This window comes from Ursidibacter maritimus, from assembly GCF_009761395.1.
Lineage (GTDB): Bacteria > Pseudomonadota > Gammaproteobacteria > Enterobacterales > Pasteurellaceae > Ursidibacter > Ursidibacter maritimus.
This window is the reverse complement of record NZ_LEKN01000023.1, coordinates 63290-79413: the sequence shown is the minus strand read 5'-3', so window position 1 is coordinate 79413 and position 16124 is coordinate 63290. Positions and strand designations below refer to the sequence as shown.

Annotated in this window: 17 protein-coding genes; 13 read left to right on the top strand and 4 right to left on the bottom strand. The window is 39.1% G+C overall.

The features are described 5' to 3' along the window. Window positions 1–4 precede the first annotated feature (4 nt). The 7 genes from glpC to phoR all read left to right on the top strand — a co-directional run bounded on the left by glpC (window position 5) and on the right by phoR (window position 7311). Window positions 5–1282 carry an anaerobic glycerol-3-phosphate dehydrogenase subunit GlpC gene (gene glpC / locus A1D26_RS05720; protein ID WP_157403113.1) on the top strand — a complete coding sequence of 426 codons (1278 nt, stop codon included), beginning with the start codon at window positions 5–7 and terminating at the stop codon, window positions 1280–1282. A gap of 213 nt (window positions 1283–1495) precedes the next feature. Then, entirely contained in the window at window positions 1496–2536 is a 1041-nt protein-coding gene (gene pstS, locus A1D26_RS05715; RefSeq protein ID WP_157403112.1) for a phosphate ABC transporter substrate-binding protein PstS, read from the top strand. Window positions 2537–2621: 85 nt separating this feature from the next. Continuing rightward, window positions 2622–3572: a phosphate ABC transporter permease subunit PstC gene (gene pstC / locus A1D26_RS05710; protein WP_157403111.1), complete on the top strand. Its 951-nt coding sequence runs from the start codon at window positions 2622–2624 to the stop codon at window positions 3570–3572. Beyond that, window positions 3572–4420: a phosphate ABC transporter permease PstA gene (pstA, locus tag A1D26_RS05705; protein WP_157403110.1), complete on the top strand. Its 849-nt coding sequence runs from the start codon at window positions 3572–3574 to the stop codon at window positions 4418–4420. The genes pstC and pstA overlap by 1 nt, the downstream gene beginning before the upstream one ends. Window positions 4421–4432: 12 nt before the next feature. Then, complete coding sequence (gene pstB, locus A1D26_RS05700; RefSeq protein ID WP_157403109.1) at window positions 4433–5209, top strand: phosphate ABC transporter ATP-binding protein PstB; 777 nt, start codon at window positions 4433–4435, stop codon at window positions 5207–5209. 117 nt (window positions 5210–5326) lie between these two features. Continuing rightward, window positions 5327–6019, top strand: a complete 693-nt coding sequence (gene phoB / locus A1D26_RS05695) for a phosphate regulon transcriptional regulator PhoB (RefSeq protein WP_157403108.1) — start codon at window positions 5327–5329, stop codon at window positions 6017–6019. Next, on the top strand, window positions 6019–7311 hold the full coding sequence (phoR, locus tag A1D26_RS05690) for a phosphate regulon sensor histidine kinase PhoR (protein ID WP_157403107.1): 1293 nt from the start codon (window positions 6019–6021) through the stop codon (window positions 7309–7311). The genes phoB and phoR overlap by 1 nt, the downstream gene beginning before the upstream one ends. A gap of 47 nt (window positions 7312–7358) precedes the next feature. Here phoR and A1D26_RS05685 read toward each other — a convergent pair whose 3' ends face one another. Then, window positions 7359–7850, bottom strand: coding sequence for a GNAT family N-acetyltransferase (locus tag A1D26_RS05685; protein ID WP_157403106.1), 492 nt, complete (start codon window positions 7848–7850; stop codon window positions 7359–7361). Between the two features lie 278 nt (window positions 7851–8128). On the opposite strand from A1D26_RS05685, the gene A1D26_RS05680 reads away from it, so the two are divergent. The 6 genes from A1D26_RS05680 (at window position 8129) to tilS (ending at window position 13835) form a co-directional block, all read left to right on the top strand. After that, entirely contained in the window at window positions 8129–9181 is a 1053-nt protein-coding gene (locus tag A1D26_RS05680; protein ID WP_157403105.1) for an extracellular solute-binding protein, read from the top strand. A gap of 8 nt (window positions 9182–9189) precedes the next feature. Further along, a complete protein-coding gene (locus tag A1D26_RS05675) occupies window positions 9190–9759 on the top strand; it encodes an acetate uptake transporter (RefSeq protein WP_157403104.1) in 570 nt (189 codons plus the stop codon). A 167-nt stretch (window positions 9760–9926) separates the two neighbouring features. Then, window positions 9927–11177, top strand: a complete 1251-nt coding sequence (gene proA, locus A1D26_RS05670) for a glutamate-5-semialdehyde dehydrogenase (RefSeq protein WP_157403103.1) — start codon at window positions 9927–9929, stop codon at window positions 11175–11177. 1 nt (window position 11178) lies between these two features. After that, complete coding sequence (locus A1D26_RS05665; RefSeq protein WP_157403102.1) at window positions 11179–12030, top strand: virulence factor BrkB family protein; 852 nt, start codon at window positions 11179–11181, stop codon at window positions 12028–12030. Further along, window positions 12027–12461, top strand: coding sequence for a D-aminoacyl-tRNA deacylase (gene dtd / locus A1D26_RS05660; protein WP_157403101.1), 435 nt, complete (start codon window positions 12027–12029; stop codon window positions 12459–12461). The genes A1D26_RS05665 and dtd overlap by 4 nt, the downstream gene beginning before the upstream one ends. Before the next feature lie 45 nt (window positions 12462–12506). After that, window positions 12507–13835 carry a tRNA lysidine(34) synthetase TilS gene (gene tilS / locus A1D26_RS05655; RefSeq protein ID WP_157403141.1) on the top strand — a complete coding sequence of 443 codons (1329 nt, stop codon included), beginning with the start codon at window positions 12507–12509 and terminating at the stop codon, window positions 13833–13835. On the opposite strand, the gene A1D26_RS05650 is transcribed toward tilS, so the two are convergent. The 3 genes from A1D26_RS05650 to menB form a co-directional block, all read right to left on the bottom strand. After that, window positions 13832–14125, bottom strand: coding sequence for a DUF5389 family protein (locus tag A1D26_RS05650; RefSeq protein WP_157403100.1), 294 nt, complete (start codon window positions 14123–14125; stop codon window positions 13832–13834). The genes tilS and A1D26_RS05650 overlap by 4 nt on opposite strands. 1 nt (window position 14126) lies before the next feature. Further along, complete coding sequence (gene xerD / locus A1D26_RS05645) at window positions 14127–15020, bottom strand: site-specific tyrosine recombinase XerD (RefSeq protein ID WP_157403099.1); 894 nt, start codon at window positions 15018–15020, stop codon at window positions 14127–14129. Between the two features lie 129 nt (window positions 15021–15149). Then, a complete protein-coding gene (gene menB, locus A1D26_RS05640; protein ID WP_157403098.1) occupies window positions 15150–16007 on the bottom strand; it encodes a 1,4-dihydroxy-2-naphthoyl-CoA synthase in 858 nt (285 codons plus the stop codon). Between the last annotated feature and the right edge of the window lie 117 nt (window positions 16008–16124).

The window sequence follows — 16124 nt, the reverse complement described above, 5'->3', positions numbered from 1 at the left end:
CTATATGAATAATATTCAACGTTTAATCGAACAAGCACAGCAAAATGTAGCTAGTGCTGTTGTTCATCACGGATTTGATGAGTCCTTTGAAAGTTGTATTAAATGTACGGCTTGTACCGCAGTTTGCCCTGTTTCTCGTCAAAATCCAAATTATCCAGGTCCTAAGCAAGCAGGGCCTGATGGCGAGCGTTTACGTTTAAAAAGTGCAGAATTATATGATGAAGCATTAAAATATTGTACTAACTGTAAACGTTGCGAAATCGCTTGCCCATCCGATGTGAAAATTGGGGATATTATTGTTCGAGCAAGAAATAAACATCTTGATCGCCAAAATAAGCCATTTATGCATAAATTGCGTGATGCAGTATTAAGTAACACTGACTTAATGGGCAAAATAAATACACCATTAGCTCCAATTGTGAATACTATAACAGGTTTAAAAGCAACCCGTTTCTTGTTAGAAAAAACGTTAAATGTGAGCCAACACAGAACTTTACCAAAATATTCTTTCGGATCTTTCCGTAACTGGTATTTGAAAAAAGAAGCGGAACGCCAAAATCTGTATAGAGAAAAAATTGCTTACTATCATGGTTGCTATGTGAACTACAACAACCCTCAACTCGGTAAAGAGCTGATTGATGTTTTTAACGCAATGGATATTGGTGTTGTACTACTTGAAAAAGAGAAATGCTGTGGTTTACCGCTTTCTGTAAATGGTTTTCCTGAAAAAGCCAAAAAATTAGCGAAATTCAACTTAAAAGAGCTAGAAAAAGTTGTTGAACAACGAGAGCTTGATGTTGTAGGAACATCTTCAAGTTGTACGATGAATTTGCGTGACGAATATCACCACGTTTTAGGAATGGATAATGCGAAAATTCGCCCACACGTGAATATTGTTACTCGTTATCTATATAAACTGTTCAATGAAGGTAGGAAGCCTAAGTTTAAATCAATGCCATTACGTATTGCTTATCATACCGCTTGCCACGTTGATAAAGCTGGTTGGGCACCTTATACCTTAGATGTGTTAAAACATATTCCTGGTATTGAAATCGTGATGTTGCCATCACAATGTTGTGGTATTTCAGGTACTTATGGCTTTAAGGCAGAAAACTACAATACATCGCAAGCGATTGGCAATCCATTATTCGAGCATATTAATAATGGTGGTTTTGATTTCGTTGTTTCCGAATGTGAAACTTGTAAATGGCAAATTGATATGTCCACCAATCTAACTTGTTTACATCCAATCACTTTGCTTTCAATGGCGATTGAGAAGTAAGCTTCAACTCGAATAGAGAGTTAAAGGGAGCAAGATAAAGTATCTGCTCCCTTTATTATTGGCAAATAACCCTTGAAGTTACAGCCTAACTGCAACAATTAAAACCACTCCAAAATCATAAATTTCTTCTCTTTACACTTCTGTCATCATTTTGTCACATTTATTTCTTAGACTTTGCATTGTGAAATTACTTAACTCATTAAGGAGAAAACAATGTTATCCAAAGTATTCAAACCTTTAGCAGTATTAGGTCTTTCTTTTGCAATGATTCAATCTGCAAATGCAGAAACGATCACAGGTGCTGGGGCATCTTTCCCGTATCCGATTTATGCAAAATGGGCTGGTTTATATGAAAAAGAAACAGCGAATAAAGTGAATTATCAATCAATTGGTTCAGGTGGTGGTCAGCAACAAATTATTGCTAAAACCATTGATTTTGGTGCTTCTGATGACCCAATGAAAGCACAGGCATTAGCAGATAACCAGTTATTACAGTTCCCAGCGATTATCGGCGGTACTGTGCCAGTGGTAAATATTCCTGAAGTGAAATCAGGCGAGTTAAAACTTTCTGGTGCGGTGTTAGCGGATATTTTCTTAGGGAAGATCCAAAAATGGAACGACCCAGCAATTTCCAAGTTAAATCAAGGGATTGCATTGCCTGAGAAAAATATTTTAGTGGTTCGCCGTTCAGATGGTTCGGGAACAACATTTGGTTGGACGAACTATCTTTCTAAAATTTCGCCAGAATGGAAAGAAAAAGTAGGTGAAGGAAAATCTGTTAAATGGCCTGTCGGACAAGGTGGTAAAGGCAATGAAGGTGTTGCCGCCTATGTGAAACAGCTTAAATACTCTATCGGTTATGTGGAATATGCTTACGCCAAACAGAACGAATTATCTTGGGTTTCATTACAAAATGCAGACGGAAAATTTGTTCAACCATCTCGTGAAACTTTTGCTGCAGCGGCGGCTAATGCGAAATGGGATAGTGCAGCAGGAATGGGCGTTATTTTAACTAACGAAGTAGGTGAGCAATCTTGGCCGATCACCGCTGCGAGCTTTATCTTAATTCACAAAAATAGTGAAAAACCTGAGCAGACAAAAAGTGTGTTCAAATTCTTTGAATGGGCATTCGAACATGGGAAAAAATCTGCTTCAGAATTAGATTATGTTCCATTGCCAGATAACGTGGTTGAGCAAATCAAAGCACAATGGAAAAATGAAGTAAAAGATAAACAAGGCAAAGCCATATATTAGTCAAAAATCGAATTGCAAAAAATTCGATGAAACAGACCGCTTGTTGCAGTAGAACACTGCAACAAGCTCTTAAGAAGTAAATATTATGCATAAAATTGATAATAAATGCCTAAATCACCCTTGGATCGAGGGCTTATTTAAAAATACGACTCGCTTTTTTGCGATATTTGTTTTTGCAGCACTCTCTGCAATTTTACTCTCGCTTATTTTCGGCAGTTGGGATTCGATTACACGCTTTAATCTAGCTTTTTTATGGACGAATGATTGGGACCCAGTACAAGATAACTATGGTGCTTTAGTGCCGATTATTGGTACGCTTATTTCAGCTGGGGTTGCCTTATTGATTGCTGTACCAATTTCCTTTGGTATCGCCACTTTCTTAACAGAACTTTCACCAGAATGGTTAAAACGCCCTATCGGTACCGCAGTGGAAATGCTGGCGGCCATTCCATCAATAATTTATGGTATGTGGGGCTTATTTGTGTTTGTGCCATTATTCCAAGAATATGTCCAACCGCATTTAATTGAAGCATTTGGTGATCTACCTGTTATCGGTATTTTGTTTTCTGGCGCACCTTTCGGCATCGGATTATTCACTGCAGGCTTAGTGCTTGCCATTATGATTATTCCTTTTATTGCATCAGTGATGCGTGATGTTTTTAGTGTTGTACCACCATTATTAAAAGAGTCTGCCTATGGGCTTGGCTCAACAACTTGGGAAGTGATTTGGAAAGTTGTACTACCTTATACAAAAACAGGGGTTATTGGCAGTATTATGCTTGGACTTGGGCGAGCATTAGGTGAAACAATGGCGGTAACTTTTGTTATCGGTAATGCTTTCCAGTTGCCTGAATCCATTTTCTCGCCTTCAACATCTATTGCGTCAGCGATTGCAAATGAATTTAACGAAGCGGGTGGTTTACAAAAATCAGCCTTAATGGAACTTGGTTTGATTCTATTCTTAATTACCACTTTAGTACTTGGGGCTTCACGCTTACTAATTATGCGTATGACAAAACTAGAAGGAAAACGCTAATGAAGTCTTTTCAAAATCAACGTTTTTACTGTCGTAAAATTAAAAATCAAATAATGCTTGGACTGGCTTATCTTGCAGTCATCTTCGGTTTATTTTGGTTGGTTTGGATTCTCTATACCCTCGTGATGAAAGGAATTCCAGCGTTGTCTTTCGATCTCTTTACCCAAGCAACACCTGCACCGAATGAAAAGGGTGGCTTAATGAATGCCATTTTAGGTTCGATTTTAATGGTTTCGGTTGCAACCTTTATTGCAACGCCTATCGGCATTTTGGCAGGGACTTATTTAAGTGAATATGGAAGATACTCTTATTTAGCGAAAGTAACCCGTTTTTTAAACGATATATTACTTTCTGCACCGTCAATTATTATCGGTTTATTTATCTATGCGATTTATGTGGCACAGGTGCAACATTACTCAGGTTGGGCTGGTTCATTGGCTCTTGCAATGCTGGTTATTCCCGTTGTTGTGAGAACTACCGACAGTATGCTTAACCTTGTTCCGAATAACTTGCGAGAAGCTGCGGCTGCTTTAGGTTGCCCACAGTGGCGAGTGATTACAATGATCTGCTACCGAGCGGCTCGCTCAGGGATCATCACTGGGGTATTATTATCTGTTGCTCGTATTTCAGGCGAAACTGCACCCTTACTCTTTACTGCACTTTCCAACCAATTCACTTCGTGGGATATGAATGGACCAATGGCAAACTTACCCGTAGTGATCTACCAATATGCAGCAAGCCCATTTGAAGACTGGAATAATTTAGCGTGGGCAGGGGCAACACTGATTACCCTATTTGTCCTCTCGCTTAACGTATTAACGCGTGTTTACTTTAACAAACACAAATAAGGAATAAAAAGAATGAATAATTTACTTAACCAAATTGACGCAAAAATAACGGTAAATAACTTAAACTTTTACTACGGCGATTTCCACGCCTTAAAGAATATTAATATGCCAATTGCTCGTAATAAAGTGACCGCTTTTATCGGACCTTCAGGCTGTGGAAAATCAACCTTACTTCGTACCTTTAACCGTATGTTTGAGCTTTATCCAAACCAACGTGCAACGGGTGAAATTAACTTAGATGGCGAGAATTTACTGACTTCACATACTGATATTTCCATTATTCGTGCAAAAGTGGGAATGGTTTTCCAAAAACCGACACCTTTCCCTATGTCGATTTATGATAATGTCGCTTTTGGTATTCGCCTATTTGAAAAACTACCCAAATCAGAACTAAATGATCGTGTTGAGTGGGCTTTAACCAAAGCAGCACTTTGGAATGAAGTAAAACATAAACTCCACCAGAGCGGCGATAGCCTTTCAGGCGGACAACAACAGCGTTTATGTATCGCTCGTGGAATTGCGGTAAAACCAGACGTATTATTGCTTGATGAACCTTGTTCGGCACTTGACCCAATCTCAACAATGAAAATTGAACAACTGATCACTGAATTGAAACACGACTACACTGTGGCGATTGTTACCCACAATATGCAACAAGCAGCTCGCTGCTCAGATTATACCGCTTATATGTATTTAGGCGAGTTAGTCGAATTTGGCGACACTAAGCAACTTTTTGATAAACCAAAAAATCAACGGACAGAAGATTATATTAAAGGTAGAATGGGGTAATTAAGCTTACGCTTAAAAAGCCAAAATTGATTAATAGGGGTACCATATTGGGTATCCTTATTAGTCAGATGAATAAGGTAATTCTTCAATCATTTACACTTAATAGGAATTCATATAATGTCAAATAACATTCTTATCGTGGAAGATGAACGAGCAATCCGAGAGATGATCGCACTCTATTTACTCAAACAAAAATATGATGTGATTGAAGCGGAAGACTATCAAAGTGCGGTCAATAAAATGGCGTCAAAGCCAAAACTTATTCTGCTGGATTGGATGCTACCAGGACGTTCTGGCATTCAATTTTTGGAATATCTTAAGAAAAACGAAGAAACCGCAAAAATTCCTGTGATTATGCTAACGGCTCGCAGTGCAGAAGAAGACTGTATTACGGGACTTACTGCAGGTGCGGACGATTACATCACCAAACCTTTTTCGCCGAAAATCTTACTTGCACGTATTGAAGCGGTTTGGCGACGCAGTTACGATCCACCTGGTGCATTACTCAATATTGATAATTTAGTTATCGATCAGCAAGCCCAACGTGTTAGCTTTGAAGGAAAATCTATTGATCTAAGCGGAACGGAATATAAGTTACTGCATTTCTTTATGACTCACCCTGAAAAAGTGTATAACCGAGAGCAACTGCTTGATTTTATTTGGGGTAATGATATTTATGTGGAAGACCGAACGGTCGATTCCTATATCCGCCGATTACGCAAAAACCTTGAACCCTATGGTTTTGATCGTTACATCCAAACCGTTCGTGGTTCGGGGTATCGCTTTTCAACGCACTTTCAGGATAACTAATGAAGCTCAACATTTCACTCAAACATTTTATCCTTGAATTGTTATTATCGGCGGGGATCGCTTTCCTTTTTTCTCTCTTTGCTAAAGAATTTACCTTTTGGTTTTCAAGTATTTTAATTTTATTGCTTGTTTGGCATCACTATAATGAATTTAGCTTATTGCAAATTATTAACCCAAACCGACCGCTTGAGAAAGTGAAAAAGGTAAGCGGTATTGAGCATATTTCCCAAACGGCAGCTTACTATCAAGCACGCTCACGTCGAGAAAAAATCAAAACATTACGTTTACTGTCTAAATTAAACCGCAATATTCAATATTTACCAGATGCCATTATTATTTGTGAACATAATGGCGATATTTCTTGGTGTAATAATGTTGCCCAAGATATGTTTGATTTCTTTTGGGATAAAAAATCCCCTAAAAGCATTTTTAACGTCATTTTTTACCCTGAATTTAAACATTATTTTCGTCAGCCGAATCGTAACCGACCGCTTGTATTACTGACTCACAACCAACGTTATATTGAACTTAATTTAAACAGCTACGATAGTGAATCTTATTTAATTATTGCTAGAGATGTCACATCATTTATCCGCTTACTTCATACTCGTCAAACCTTTTTGGCGAATATGAACCACGAATTACGCACACCTTTAACCGTTCTTCAAGGTTATTTAGAAATGTTAGAAGGCGAATTGGATAACCCTGCGTTACAGAAAAAAGCCATAGAAGCGATGAAAGAGCAGAGCCAGCGAATGAATAATTTGCTACAACAGCTGAGTATTTTGGCGAAAATTGAAGGCTCTAATAATACGGAGCATCAAGCAATCGACCTTTCTCAACTGATTTTAACCATTCGTAAAAATACCGATATTCTGCACGATAGCCCGCAACAGATTGAATTTAATATCGAGCCAGATATTTTTGTGATCGGGGATGAAGGACAGTTACAAAGTGCAGTGTCAAACTTAATTTACAACGCTGTCCATCACGCAGGAAATGACGCAACGATTAAAATTAGCTTAGAAAAAACCGCACAGGGCATTAGGTTTTGTGTGGAAGATAATGGAATAGGGATCGAAGCTCAACACCTCGCTCATTTAACCGAACGTTTTTATCGTGTCGATGAATCCCGTAGCCATAAAACAGGTGGGAGTGGTTTAGGATTAGCTATTGTGAAACACGCCCTAGAGCAACATCACAGTTACCTTGAAATTCAAAGTGAAGTCGGCAAAGGCAGCCAATTCGCTTTTGTTATTAAAGATGAATTTATTACAGAGTCGCTGAAATAAACAAGCGGTAAGATCAACAGAGTAATTTGCAAAATTACTGGCAGATCTTACCGCTTATCGTACCGATAAACCCACTCTTGAAACTGAAAATCTTCAATTGTACGATACATCGCAATTTGAGTATTATAAAAACCTTGTCTTTCATAAAATTGACGTGCATTGGTATTTTTATCCGCCACCTTTAGATAAACACTTGAAGTAAGCTGTTTCAGCGCGTAATGCAGTAAGCTTTTCCCAATTTGTTGGCGTTGGTAATTGGGTAAAACATTTAAGGCATAAATTTCATTAGCTATCTGTAATTTAGGATCTCTTGCCTGTCCGAAACTAATCATTGCGAGAAGATCATTTTCAGTTTCCGCAACAATAATTGGTGTAGTTCCTTGAGATAAGGTATATTCAAACCCTTGTTGCCACTGGGTGTCGGTAAGATTATCTAAAAATGATGATGGAAAAATACCTTGATAGGTATTTTTCCAAACTTGTGTTAATAGTTTACTTAATGCTTCTGCATCTTTTACTGTTGCTTGTCGTAATTTCATAATATTCATCCGTAGTTATCTTATCCCTATTGGGATTATAGAAAATAGAAATAACCCAAGCTTACAATAATTAAATTCGACACTTTTGTCGGTTCAACCTTAATTTTTCACAATCAAATAAATTAATATATTTGTAAGTGTTACACTTGTAGTGTAAATTAAATATATATTTCTTTAATTTAAAATTCGTTAATTTTAAGGTATAATCGCAAGCGGTTAGTTCTGCTATAATTTTTGCAAATTATGGCAGTTTTTTATTTTATACAGAGGACAAAAAGTTGATCAAATTAGGTCGTGGGTTTTTAACCAAACTTATCGCAACATCTGTTGCACTATTTGCCATCACTGCTCAAGCAGCAGAAAAGTTGTATGTGTATAACTGGACGGAATATGTGCCGTCATCTCTTTTGGAACAATTTACGAAAGAAACGGGGATTGAAGTCATCTACTCAACCTTTGAAAGTAATGAAGAGATGTACTCTAAACTTAAATTAGCCGATAGCAAAGGCTACGATATTGTTTTTCCTTCAAGTTATTATGTCGGTAAAATGGCAAAAGAAGGAATGTTAGCAGAAATCGATCATAGTAAATTAAGCAATTTCGCTAATGTCAGTAAGACGTTGATGGGCAAACCGTTTGACCCTGAAAATAAATTTTCCCTCCCTTATGTGTATGGTTTAACGGGCATAGGGGTAAATGCTTCAGCGATCGATCCAAAAACTGTTACTAGCTGGGGCGACTTTTGGAAACCAGAATTCAAAGGCAAATTATTGCTAATGAATGATGCTCGTGAGGTGTTTCATATCGCATTATTGTTAGATGGTAAATCACCGAATACCAAAGATGAGAGCGAGATTAAAGCCGCTTATGAGCGTTTAACAAAACTTGTGCCAAATGTACTGATATTTAACTCAGATTCCCCTGAAATGCCTTACTTACAAGGTGAAGTGGATATCGGTATGCAATGGACAGGTTCGGCACATCGTGCGAAAAGCGAAAATTCAAACATTCAATTTGTATTCCCGAAAGAAGGAGCGGTTGTTTGGATGGATAATTACGCAATTCCTAAAAATGCCAAAAATAAGGCAGCGGCACATAAATTTATTGATTTCTTGCTGCGTCCTGAAAGTGCAAAAGAGGTGATTGAAACAATGGGATTCTCAATGCCAAATGAAAACGTCAAAGCGTTATTAAGTGAGAGCCTTGTGAATGATCCGTTGATTTTCCCACCTCTTGAAGAAATTGAGAAAGGTATTTTACAAAGTGATGTCGGCGAAGCGGTCGAAATCTACGAAAAATACTGGAATTTACTTAGAACAAATAACAAATAGAGGTTTTAATGTCTGCTCACAATACAGCAACAGCAAATCCGGGTCCATTAGGTTTATGTGGATTCGCATTAACAACTTGGTTACTTAGCTTAATCAATAATGGTACATTCTCTGGCGATAACGTTGGATTAGTCCTTGCAATGGGTTTTGCTTTTGGTGGTACAGCTCAAATGATCGCAGGAATGTTTGAGTTCTCAAAAGGTAATACTTTTGGTTTTACCGCCTTTACAAGCTACGGTGCATTTTGGTGGTCATTTGCATTATTTAAAGTATTTTTTGCATCAACCGTATCACCTGAGTTTATCGGTTGGTACTTGGTGGTTTGGGGTACATTCACGTTAATGATGTTCATTGGTACATTAACGAAACCTCGTGCATTACAAGCTATTTTCTTAGCCTTAACCATCACTTTCTACTTATTAGCAGCAGGTGATTTCACAGGTAACCACGCAATTACTCATATTGGCGGTAACTTTGGTTTATTGACTGCATTCTTTGCATTCTACTTGGCTGCGGCAGAAATTATTAACGAAAGTTTTGGCCGTACGGTATTACCAATTGGTGCACCAAAAGCTTAATCTACAACAATAGTACGTTAAACCTGTGGCTAGTCGCTTTTTAAGTGCCTAGCCACTTTTTATATTCCCCCCTTCGTTTCATTAAAATCAATCACCAACACCGCATAATCCCGCATTGAGTATCAAATATGATAAACTCTCCCATTATTTTTAAATGAGAGAATACTATGACGACAATTACGCTTGCCAAACAAGCTAAACAAGCAAGTATTGCCCTTGCTCAGTTTGGAAATACTCAGAAAAATCAAGCTTTATTCGCAATTGCCGATGCGTTAGAAGAACGCTGTGCGGAAATTTTGGCTGCCAATCAACAAGATATTGCCTATGCTCAAACACAAGGTATCTCTCCCGCGATTATTGACCGCTTGTTACTCACACCTGAACGTATTCAAGAAATAGCAAATGATGTGCGTAATGTGGCAAAACTGGCAGACCCTGTCGGGCAGATTATTGACGGTGGTGTATTAGATAGCGGATTAAAAATCCAACGACAACGAGTTCCACTTGGCGTTATTCTTACCATTTATGAATCTCGTCCAAATGTCACCATTGATGTGGCATCACTCTGTTTAAAAACAGGTAATGCCGTTATTTTGCGTGGTGGAAAGGAGACCAAGTTTACTAACGGTATTTTGGTTGATGTGGTACAAAACGCATTGGAGCAAGCAGGATTACCAAAGCTCGCAGTACAAGCCGTTACTGATCCTGATCGAAACTTGCTTTTAGCATTGCTTAAATTAGACCGCTATATTGATATGCTTATTCCACGCGGTGGAGCTGGCCTACATCAATTCTGTAAAGAGAATTCAACAATCCCTGTGATTGTTGGTGGCATTGGGGTTTGTCATCTTTATGTCGAACAGACCGCAGATTTATCTCGTGCGATTCAAGTGATTGCGAATGCTAAAACACAGCGTCCAAGCACCTGTAATACCCTTGAAACTTTATTAGTAGATAGAGCGATTGCCGAACGATTTTTACCGATGTTGGCAGAACAACTAACCACCTTAAATGTTACCTTGCATAGTGATGATTTCCCAAGTGAATTGCAAAAAAATGCCAATATCCAACCGCTTGATCCAGAGAAACTGTCGCAAGAGTGGCTCTCTTTAGATCTCAATGTGGTCGTTGTAGATGGGATTGAACAAGCGATTGAGCATATTCGTACTTACGGCAGTCAGCATTCTGAAAGCATCTTAACGGCAAATTACGCACTGGCTCAACAATTTGTGCAACAAGTTGATGCGGCGGCGGTTTATATCAACGCAAGTACTCGTTTTACCGATGGGGCACAATTTGGCTTAGGGGCTGAAGTGGCGGTCAGCACACAAAAACTGCACGCTCGTGGGCCTATGGGGTTAGAAGCACTCACTACTTACAAATGGGTGTGCGAAGGGGATTACTTAACAAGAGTTTAATATGACATCACGAATTCTTTTTTTCATCAAACTGTTTTTGCTTCGCTCAGAGCAGAACCGCATTGCGATCTACTCTGGTTACTTAACGTATAGTACATTGCTATCACTAGTACCGTTGATTATGGTGGCGTTTTCAATTTTTACCTTGCTCCCCATTTTCGACCAAGCTACTGCACAATTAAAAGAGCTCGCTTATGATAATTTCGCTCCGAATGCGAGCCATATGGTGCAAGAATATCTTGATCTGTTTGTCGAAAATTCCAAAAAAATGGGGATTATCAGTACTCTCGGTTTAGTAGTCGTTGCGGTAATGTTGATCTCTAGCATCGACAATGCCCTTAACGAAATTTGGCATAATACGAAAAAACGCTCCGTGGTGCTCTCTTTTGTGATCTACCTTGCGGTGCTAATTTTGGGCCCGATGTTTGCCGGTGCAAGTATTGCCATCAGCTCTTATATTTTCTCCTTAGAGATGTTTGAAACAGATGGCATCTTCTCATTTAGCCACCATCTTCTAAAGTTAATGCCTTTTTTCCTGATTTGGTTGCTATTTAGCTTTGTCTATCTGATTGTACCGAATACCAGCGTTAAATTTAAACACGCAGCTATTGGTGCATTGATGGCGGCATTATTCTTTACTTTAGGTAAACAACTCTTTGTTTGGTACATCGCAACATTCCCTTCCTATCAAGCGATTTATGGTGTGTTAGCGACTATTCCGATTATGATTGTATGGATTCATTTAAGCTGGAAAGTCGTGCTATCAGGCGGGCAAATTGCATCTGTGCTTAAAGATATGGAGATGATTAAACAAGGCACATTAGAAGACCCACTTGCTAAGGAGACAAAATGATCGCACTGATTCAACGTGTAAAATGGGCAAAAGTAGAAGTTGAGCAACAAGTTATCGGGGAAATTGCCACAGGTTTATTAGTGTTACTTGGTGTTGAGCAACAAGACGACCAAGCCAGTGCAGACAAATTACTTGAAAAAGTACTGAACTATCGTGTATTTGCCGATGAAAATGGCAAAATGAATTTAAACGTACAGCAAGCTCAAGGGAGTTTATTAGTCGTTTCACAATTTACTCTTGCGGCAGATACGCAAAAAGGCTTACGTCCGAGCTTTTCTCGTGGAGCATCGCCGACACAAGCGGAGGCTTTATATGATTATTTTGCAGATCAAGCACAACAGCGAATTACAACTCAAACGGGGAAATTTGCTGCGGATATGCAAGTCAGCCTGCAGAATGACGGCCCTGTGACGTTTTGGCTACAAGTTTAACCGCCGATAAATCGGTAAATTTTTTTGAAAAACTCACCGCTTACTATGTTAATTTCAACACTCCGCCAACAGTTAGCGATCCATACCCCACAGCAAACCGATTTTTTAATCGGGCTAAGCGGTGGTGTGGATTCTGTGGTGCTACTTCACCTACTGTGCCAACTTCGTCAAGAAAACCCGCTCAATTTACGAGCTATCCATATTCATCACGGATTAAGCTCAAATGCAGACAGTTGGGCAGAATTTTGCCAACATTTATGCGGAGAATGGCAAGTTCCCTTAACCGTCTGTAAAGTGAATGTATCAGGAAAACAAGGCATAGAAGCGAATGCTCGCCAAGCTCGTTATCAAGCGATTGCACAGCATATTCAGCCTAATGAGATGTTAGTTACCGCACATCATTTAGACGATCAAGTCGAAACCTTTTTCCTTGCATTAAAGCGGGGAAGTGGCATTACTGGGTTAAGTGCAATGAAGACAGTAAGCAGTTGGGGAAAAGAAATGTGGGAAGAAAATGCGAGAAATAATACACTGCAAGAATTTACTATTTTCCGCCCGCTTCTTACATCGCCCAAATCAGCCATTCAAGCCTACGCAGTGACTCATTGCCTAGAGTGGATTAACGATGAGAGTAATGCGGATAGTCGCTACGAACGTAATTTTTTACGCAATGACATTTTACCCTTGCTCAATCAACGTTGGCAGCAGTTTGACCAAATGGTAGCAAGAGCCGCACAACATTGTGCGGAGCAACAGCAATTAGTGGAAGAGTTATTAAATGATGAACTTCACGCACGTTTAAATCTTGCTGAACGGCGTTTCAACATTGAGGAGTTCAACCAGCTTTCTCATTTAAAACAGCAACAATTGATCCGTCTTTGGCTTGAAAAGTGTCAAATGCCGATGCCGAGCCAGATACAACTTGAGCAAATTATTACCAATGTGATTTTTGCCGAGCAAGATAAAAATCCTGAGTTTAGGTTAGCGGATAAAATGCTTAGACGTTACCAGAAACATCTTTTTATTACGGAGATATTTGCCGACACACCACCGTTTGAACAGATGTTATTAGCAAAACAGGCGGACGAATTTACCTTGCCTGAAAATATTGGTACCTTAGTTCGCACCAGTGATGCCCTCATTTTTCGCAAAAAATCGGGGCAAACACACCGCTTGTTATTGCCGACAGCATTACAGCAAGAACCATTAACCATTAAATTAAACTATCGTGGTAAAGTGCCTCTTTATCCACATTCAAAACGAGAAGAGATGAAAAAAATTTGGCAAAAAAATAACGTGCCAGTCTGGGAAAGAACTCGCACGCCATTAGTTTTCTTTAATCAACAGCTCGTTGCAGTACTGACAACGCCTTAAACGCTTTTCACAATATAAATAAACACCCCGTAGAAGAGTATAAAACCGAAAGTAAGTAACCTTTTTGCGAGCGGTTTATTGGTTTGATAAACCTTATGTAATATGCCTGAGAGTGCAAACAACACAAAAGGATAAACCCAAAATACAACAGAAAAACTATTGATTTGAAATTCACTTAAATTCGGACTATCCGAAAACTTAGGCGAGACAAAGAGTGCTAATGGCCATAATGCAATGGGTAAACAGAACAGTGCCAATGCCCAACTAAATTTAGAAAAACCTTGTTGCATATTATCCCCTTGGATGAAATTGTTGATGAAGTGATTTTAAACGTGCTTTGGCAACGTGAGTATAAATTTGAGTGGTGGATAAATCACTGTGCCCTAATAACATTTGCACCACACGCAAATCCGCCCCATTATTGACTAAATGCGTCGCAAAAGCGTGGCGTAGAACGTGAGGCGAGAGTTTATCACTATCAATCCCTGTTAGTAAGGCATAATGTTTAATTCGATGCCAAAACGTTTGGCGAGTCATCTGTTTGGCTAAACGGCTTGGAAAAACAATATCCGATTGCGTATCGCCTAGCAAAATGGTACGTCCGTACTGAAAAAACTCACGCAACCAGTAATTTGCCTCTTCCCCCATTGGTACAATTCGCTCTTTATCGCCTTTACCAATCACTCTAACTAACCCTTGGGACAAACTGATATTTTCAATGGTTAGTGAAACCAACTCCGTTACGCGTAAGCCTGTGGCATAAAGTAGCTCTAACATTGCTTTATCTCGTAGCTCAATCGGATCGGCAGTGTTCGGCATATTGAGTAAATCCAATACCTGTTCTTCACTTAATGATTTTGGTAAATGAACGGCCTTGCGTGGTGATTTTAGCGTTTCAGTTGGGTCATCACTGCGGTAATTTTCCATATAGAGAAAGCGGAAAAATTTGCGTAAACAGCTTAACATTCTTGCCGAACTTGATGATTTATAGCCTTGCTCCAACCGTTCGCCAAGAAAGGTTTGCACATCGACATAATCTACCGTTAAAAAAGCCCTAGCTTCAGGCAACCATTGCACAAAGGCTTCTAAGTCTAACCGATAAGATGCAATAGTATTTTCTGATAAATTATGTTCCAACCATAAATTATCTAGAAATTGTTCAATAATGGTATCGAGTTTGATCATACAAGTGGTAGGAGTTATACAAACATTTAATTTTTTCGTAGGGGTGAGATTTATCTCAGCCCATAAATGGGAAAGATATTCGGGTAAGGATAACCCTACCCATACGTAAATGGTCTTTGTAGTTTCAGACTATGGATTACGTTTAAACTTGCTAAAATCAGGTGCACGTTTTTCGTTAAATGCGTTACGACCTTCTTGTCCTTCTTCTGTCATATAGAATAACATTGTCGCATTACCTGCTAATTCTTGTAAGCCAGCCTGACCATCACAATCTGCATTTAAAGCTGCTTTTAAACAACGTAAAGCAATTGGGCTATTACGCAACATTTCACGACACCAGCGTACTGTTTCTTTTTCAAGCTCAGCATAAGGCACAACGGTATTGACTAATCCCATCTCTAAGGCTTCTTTTGCATCATATTGGCGGCATAAGAACCAAATTTCACGTGCTTTTTTCTGCCCAACGATACGAGCCATATAACTCGCACCCCAGCCACCATCAAATGAACCAACTTTCGGGCCGGTTTGACCAAAGATTGCATTTTCCGCAGCAATGGTTAAATCGCACAACATATGTAAAACATGTCCACCGCCAATCGCATAACCTGCCACCATTGCGACCACAGGTTTCGGACAGCTACGAATATCACGTTGGAAATCTAATACATTTAGGTGATGTACACCACTTTCATCTTTATAACCACCGTAATCCCCACGCACTTTTTGGTCACCACCTGAACAGAATGCCTTCTCGCCTTCGCCCGTTAGTACAATAACACCAATTTTCTCGTCAAAACGTGCATCCGAAAACGCTTGAATCATCTCTTTAACAGTTTGTGGACGGAAAGCATTACGTACTTCAGGGCGGTTAATAGTAATTTTAGCAATTCCATCTGTGGATTTATGGTAAAGAATATCGGTATAACCTGCACTGCAATCTTGCCATTCAACAGGGGCATAAAGCACATCATCTTTTGGATTTTGCATTCGTTCATTCCTTTTCGAGTAAAAATAAGCGGTGCGATTATACCTTAAATTTGCAAATTTTTTGGAAAATCTCACTGCTTATAAAAACAAGAAAGCTCAACATTATTGAGCAAATGC

Excerpts from the sequence above, each read along its gene's own strand:
- A1D26_RS05665 (WP_157403102.1), top strand. The coding sequence starts at position 11,179 with ATGACATCACGAATTCTTTTTTTCATCAAACTGTTTTTGCTTCGCTCA.
- phoR (WP_157403107.1), top strand. The coding sequence starts at position 6,019 with ATGAAGCTCAACATTTCACTCAAACATTTTATCCTTGAATTGTTATTA.
- phoB (WP_157403108.1), top strand. The coding sequence starts at position 5,327 with ATGTCAAATAACATTCTTATCGTGGAAGATGAACGAGCAATCCGAGAG.
- A1D26_RS05685 (WP_157403106.1), bottom strand. The coding sequence starts at position 7,850 with ATGAAATTACGACAAGCAACAGTAAAAGATGCAGAAGCATTAAGTAAA.
- A1D26_RS05675 (WP_157403104.1), top strand. The coding sequence starts at position 9,190 with ATGTCTGCTCACAATACAGCAACAGCAAATCCGGGTCCATTAGGTTTA.
- menB (WP_157403098.1), bottom strand. The coding sequence starts at position 16,007 with ATGCAAAATCCAAAAGATGATGTGCTTTATGCCCCTGTTGAATGGCAA.
- tilS (WP_157403141.1), top strand. The coding sequence starts at position 12,507 with ATGTTAATTTCAACACTCCGCCAACAGTTAGCGATCCATACCCCACAG.
- A1D26_RS05650 (WP_157403100.1), bottom strand. The coding sequence starts at position 14,125 with ATGCAACAAGGTTTTTCTAAATTTAGTTGGGCATTGGCACTGTTCTGT.
- pstC (WP_157403111.1), top strand. The coding sequence starts at position 2,622 with ATGCATAAAATTGATAATAAATGCCTAAATCACCCTTGGATCGAGGGC.
- xerD (WP_157403099.1), bottom strand. The coding sequence starts at position 15,020 with ATGATCAAACTCGATACCATTATTGAACAATTTCTAGATAATTTATGG.
- dtd (WP_157403101.1), top strand. The coding sequence starts at position 12,027 with ATGATCGCACTGATTCAACGTGTAAAATGGGCAAAAGTAGAAGTTGAG.
- glpC (WP_157403113.1), top strand. The coding sequence starts at position 5 with ATGAATAATATTCAACGTTTAATCGAACAAGCACAGCAAAATGTAGCT.
- proA (WP_157403103.1), top strand. The coding sequence starts at position 9,927 with ATGACGACAATTACGCTTGCCAAACAAGCTAAACAAGCAAGTATTGCC.
- pstB (WP_157403109.1), top strand. The coding sequence starts at position 4,433 with ATGAATAATTTACTTAACCAAATTGACGCAAAAATAACGGTAAATAAC.
- pstS (WP_157403112.1), top strand. The coding sequence starts at position 1,496 with ATGTTATCCAAAGTATTCAAACCTTTAGCAGTATTAGGTCTTTCTTTT.
- pstA (WP_157403110.1), top strand. The coding sequence starts at position 3,572 with ATGAAGTCTTTTCAAAATCAACGTTTTTACTGTCGTAAAATTAAAAAT.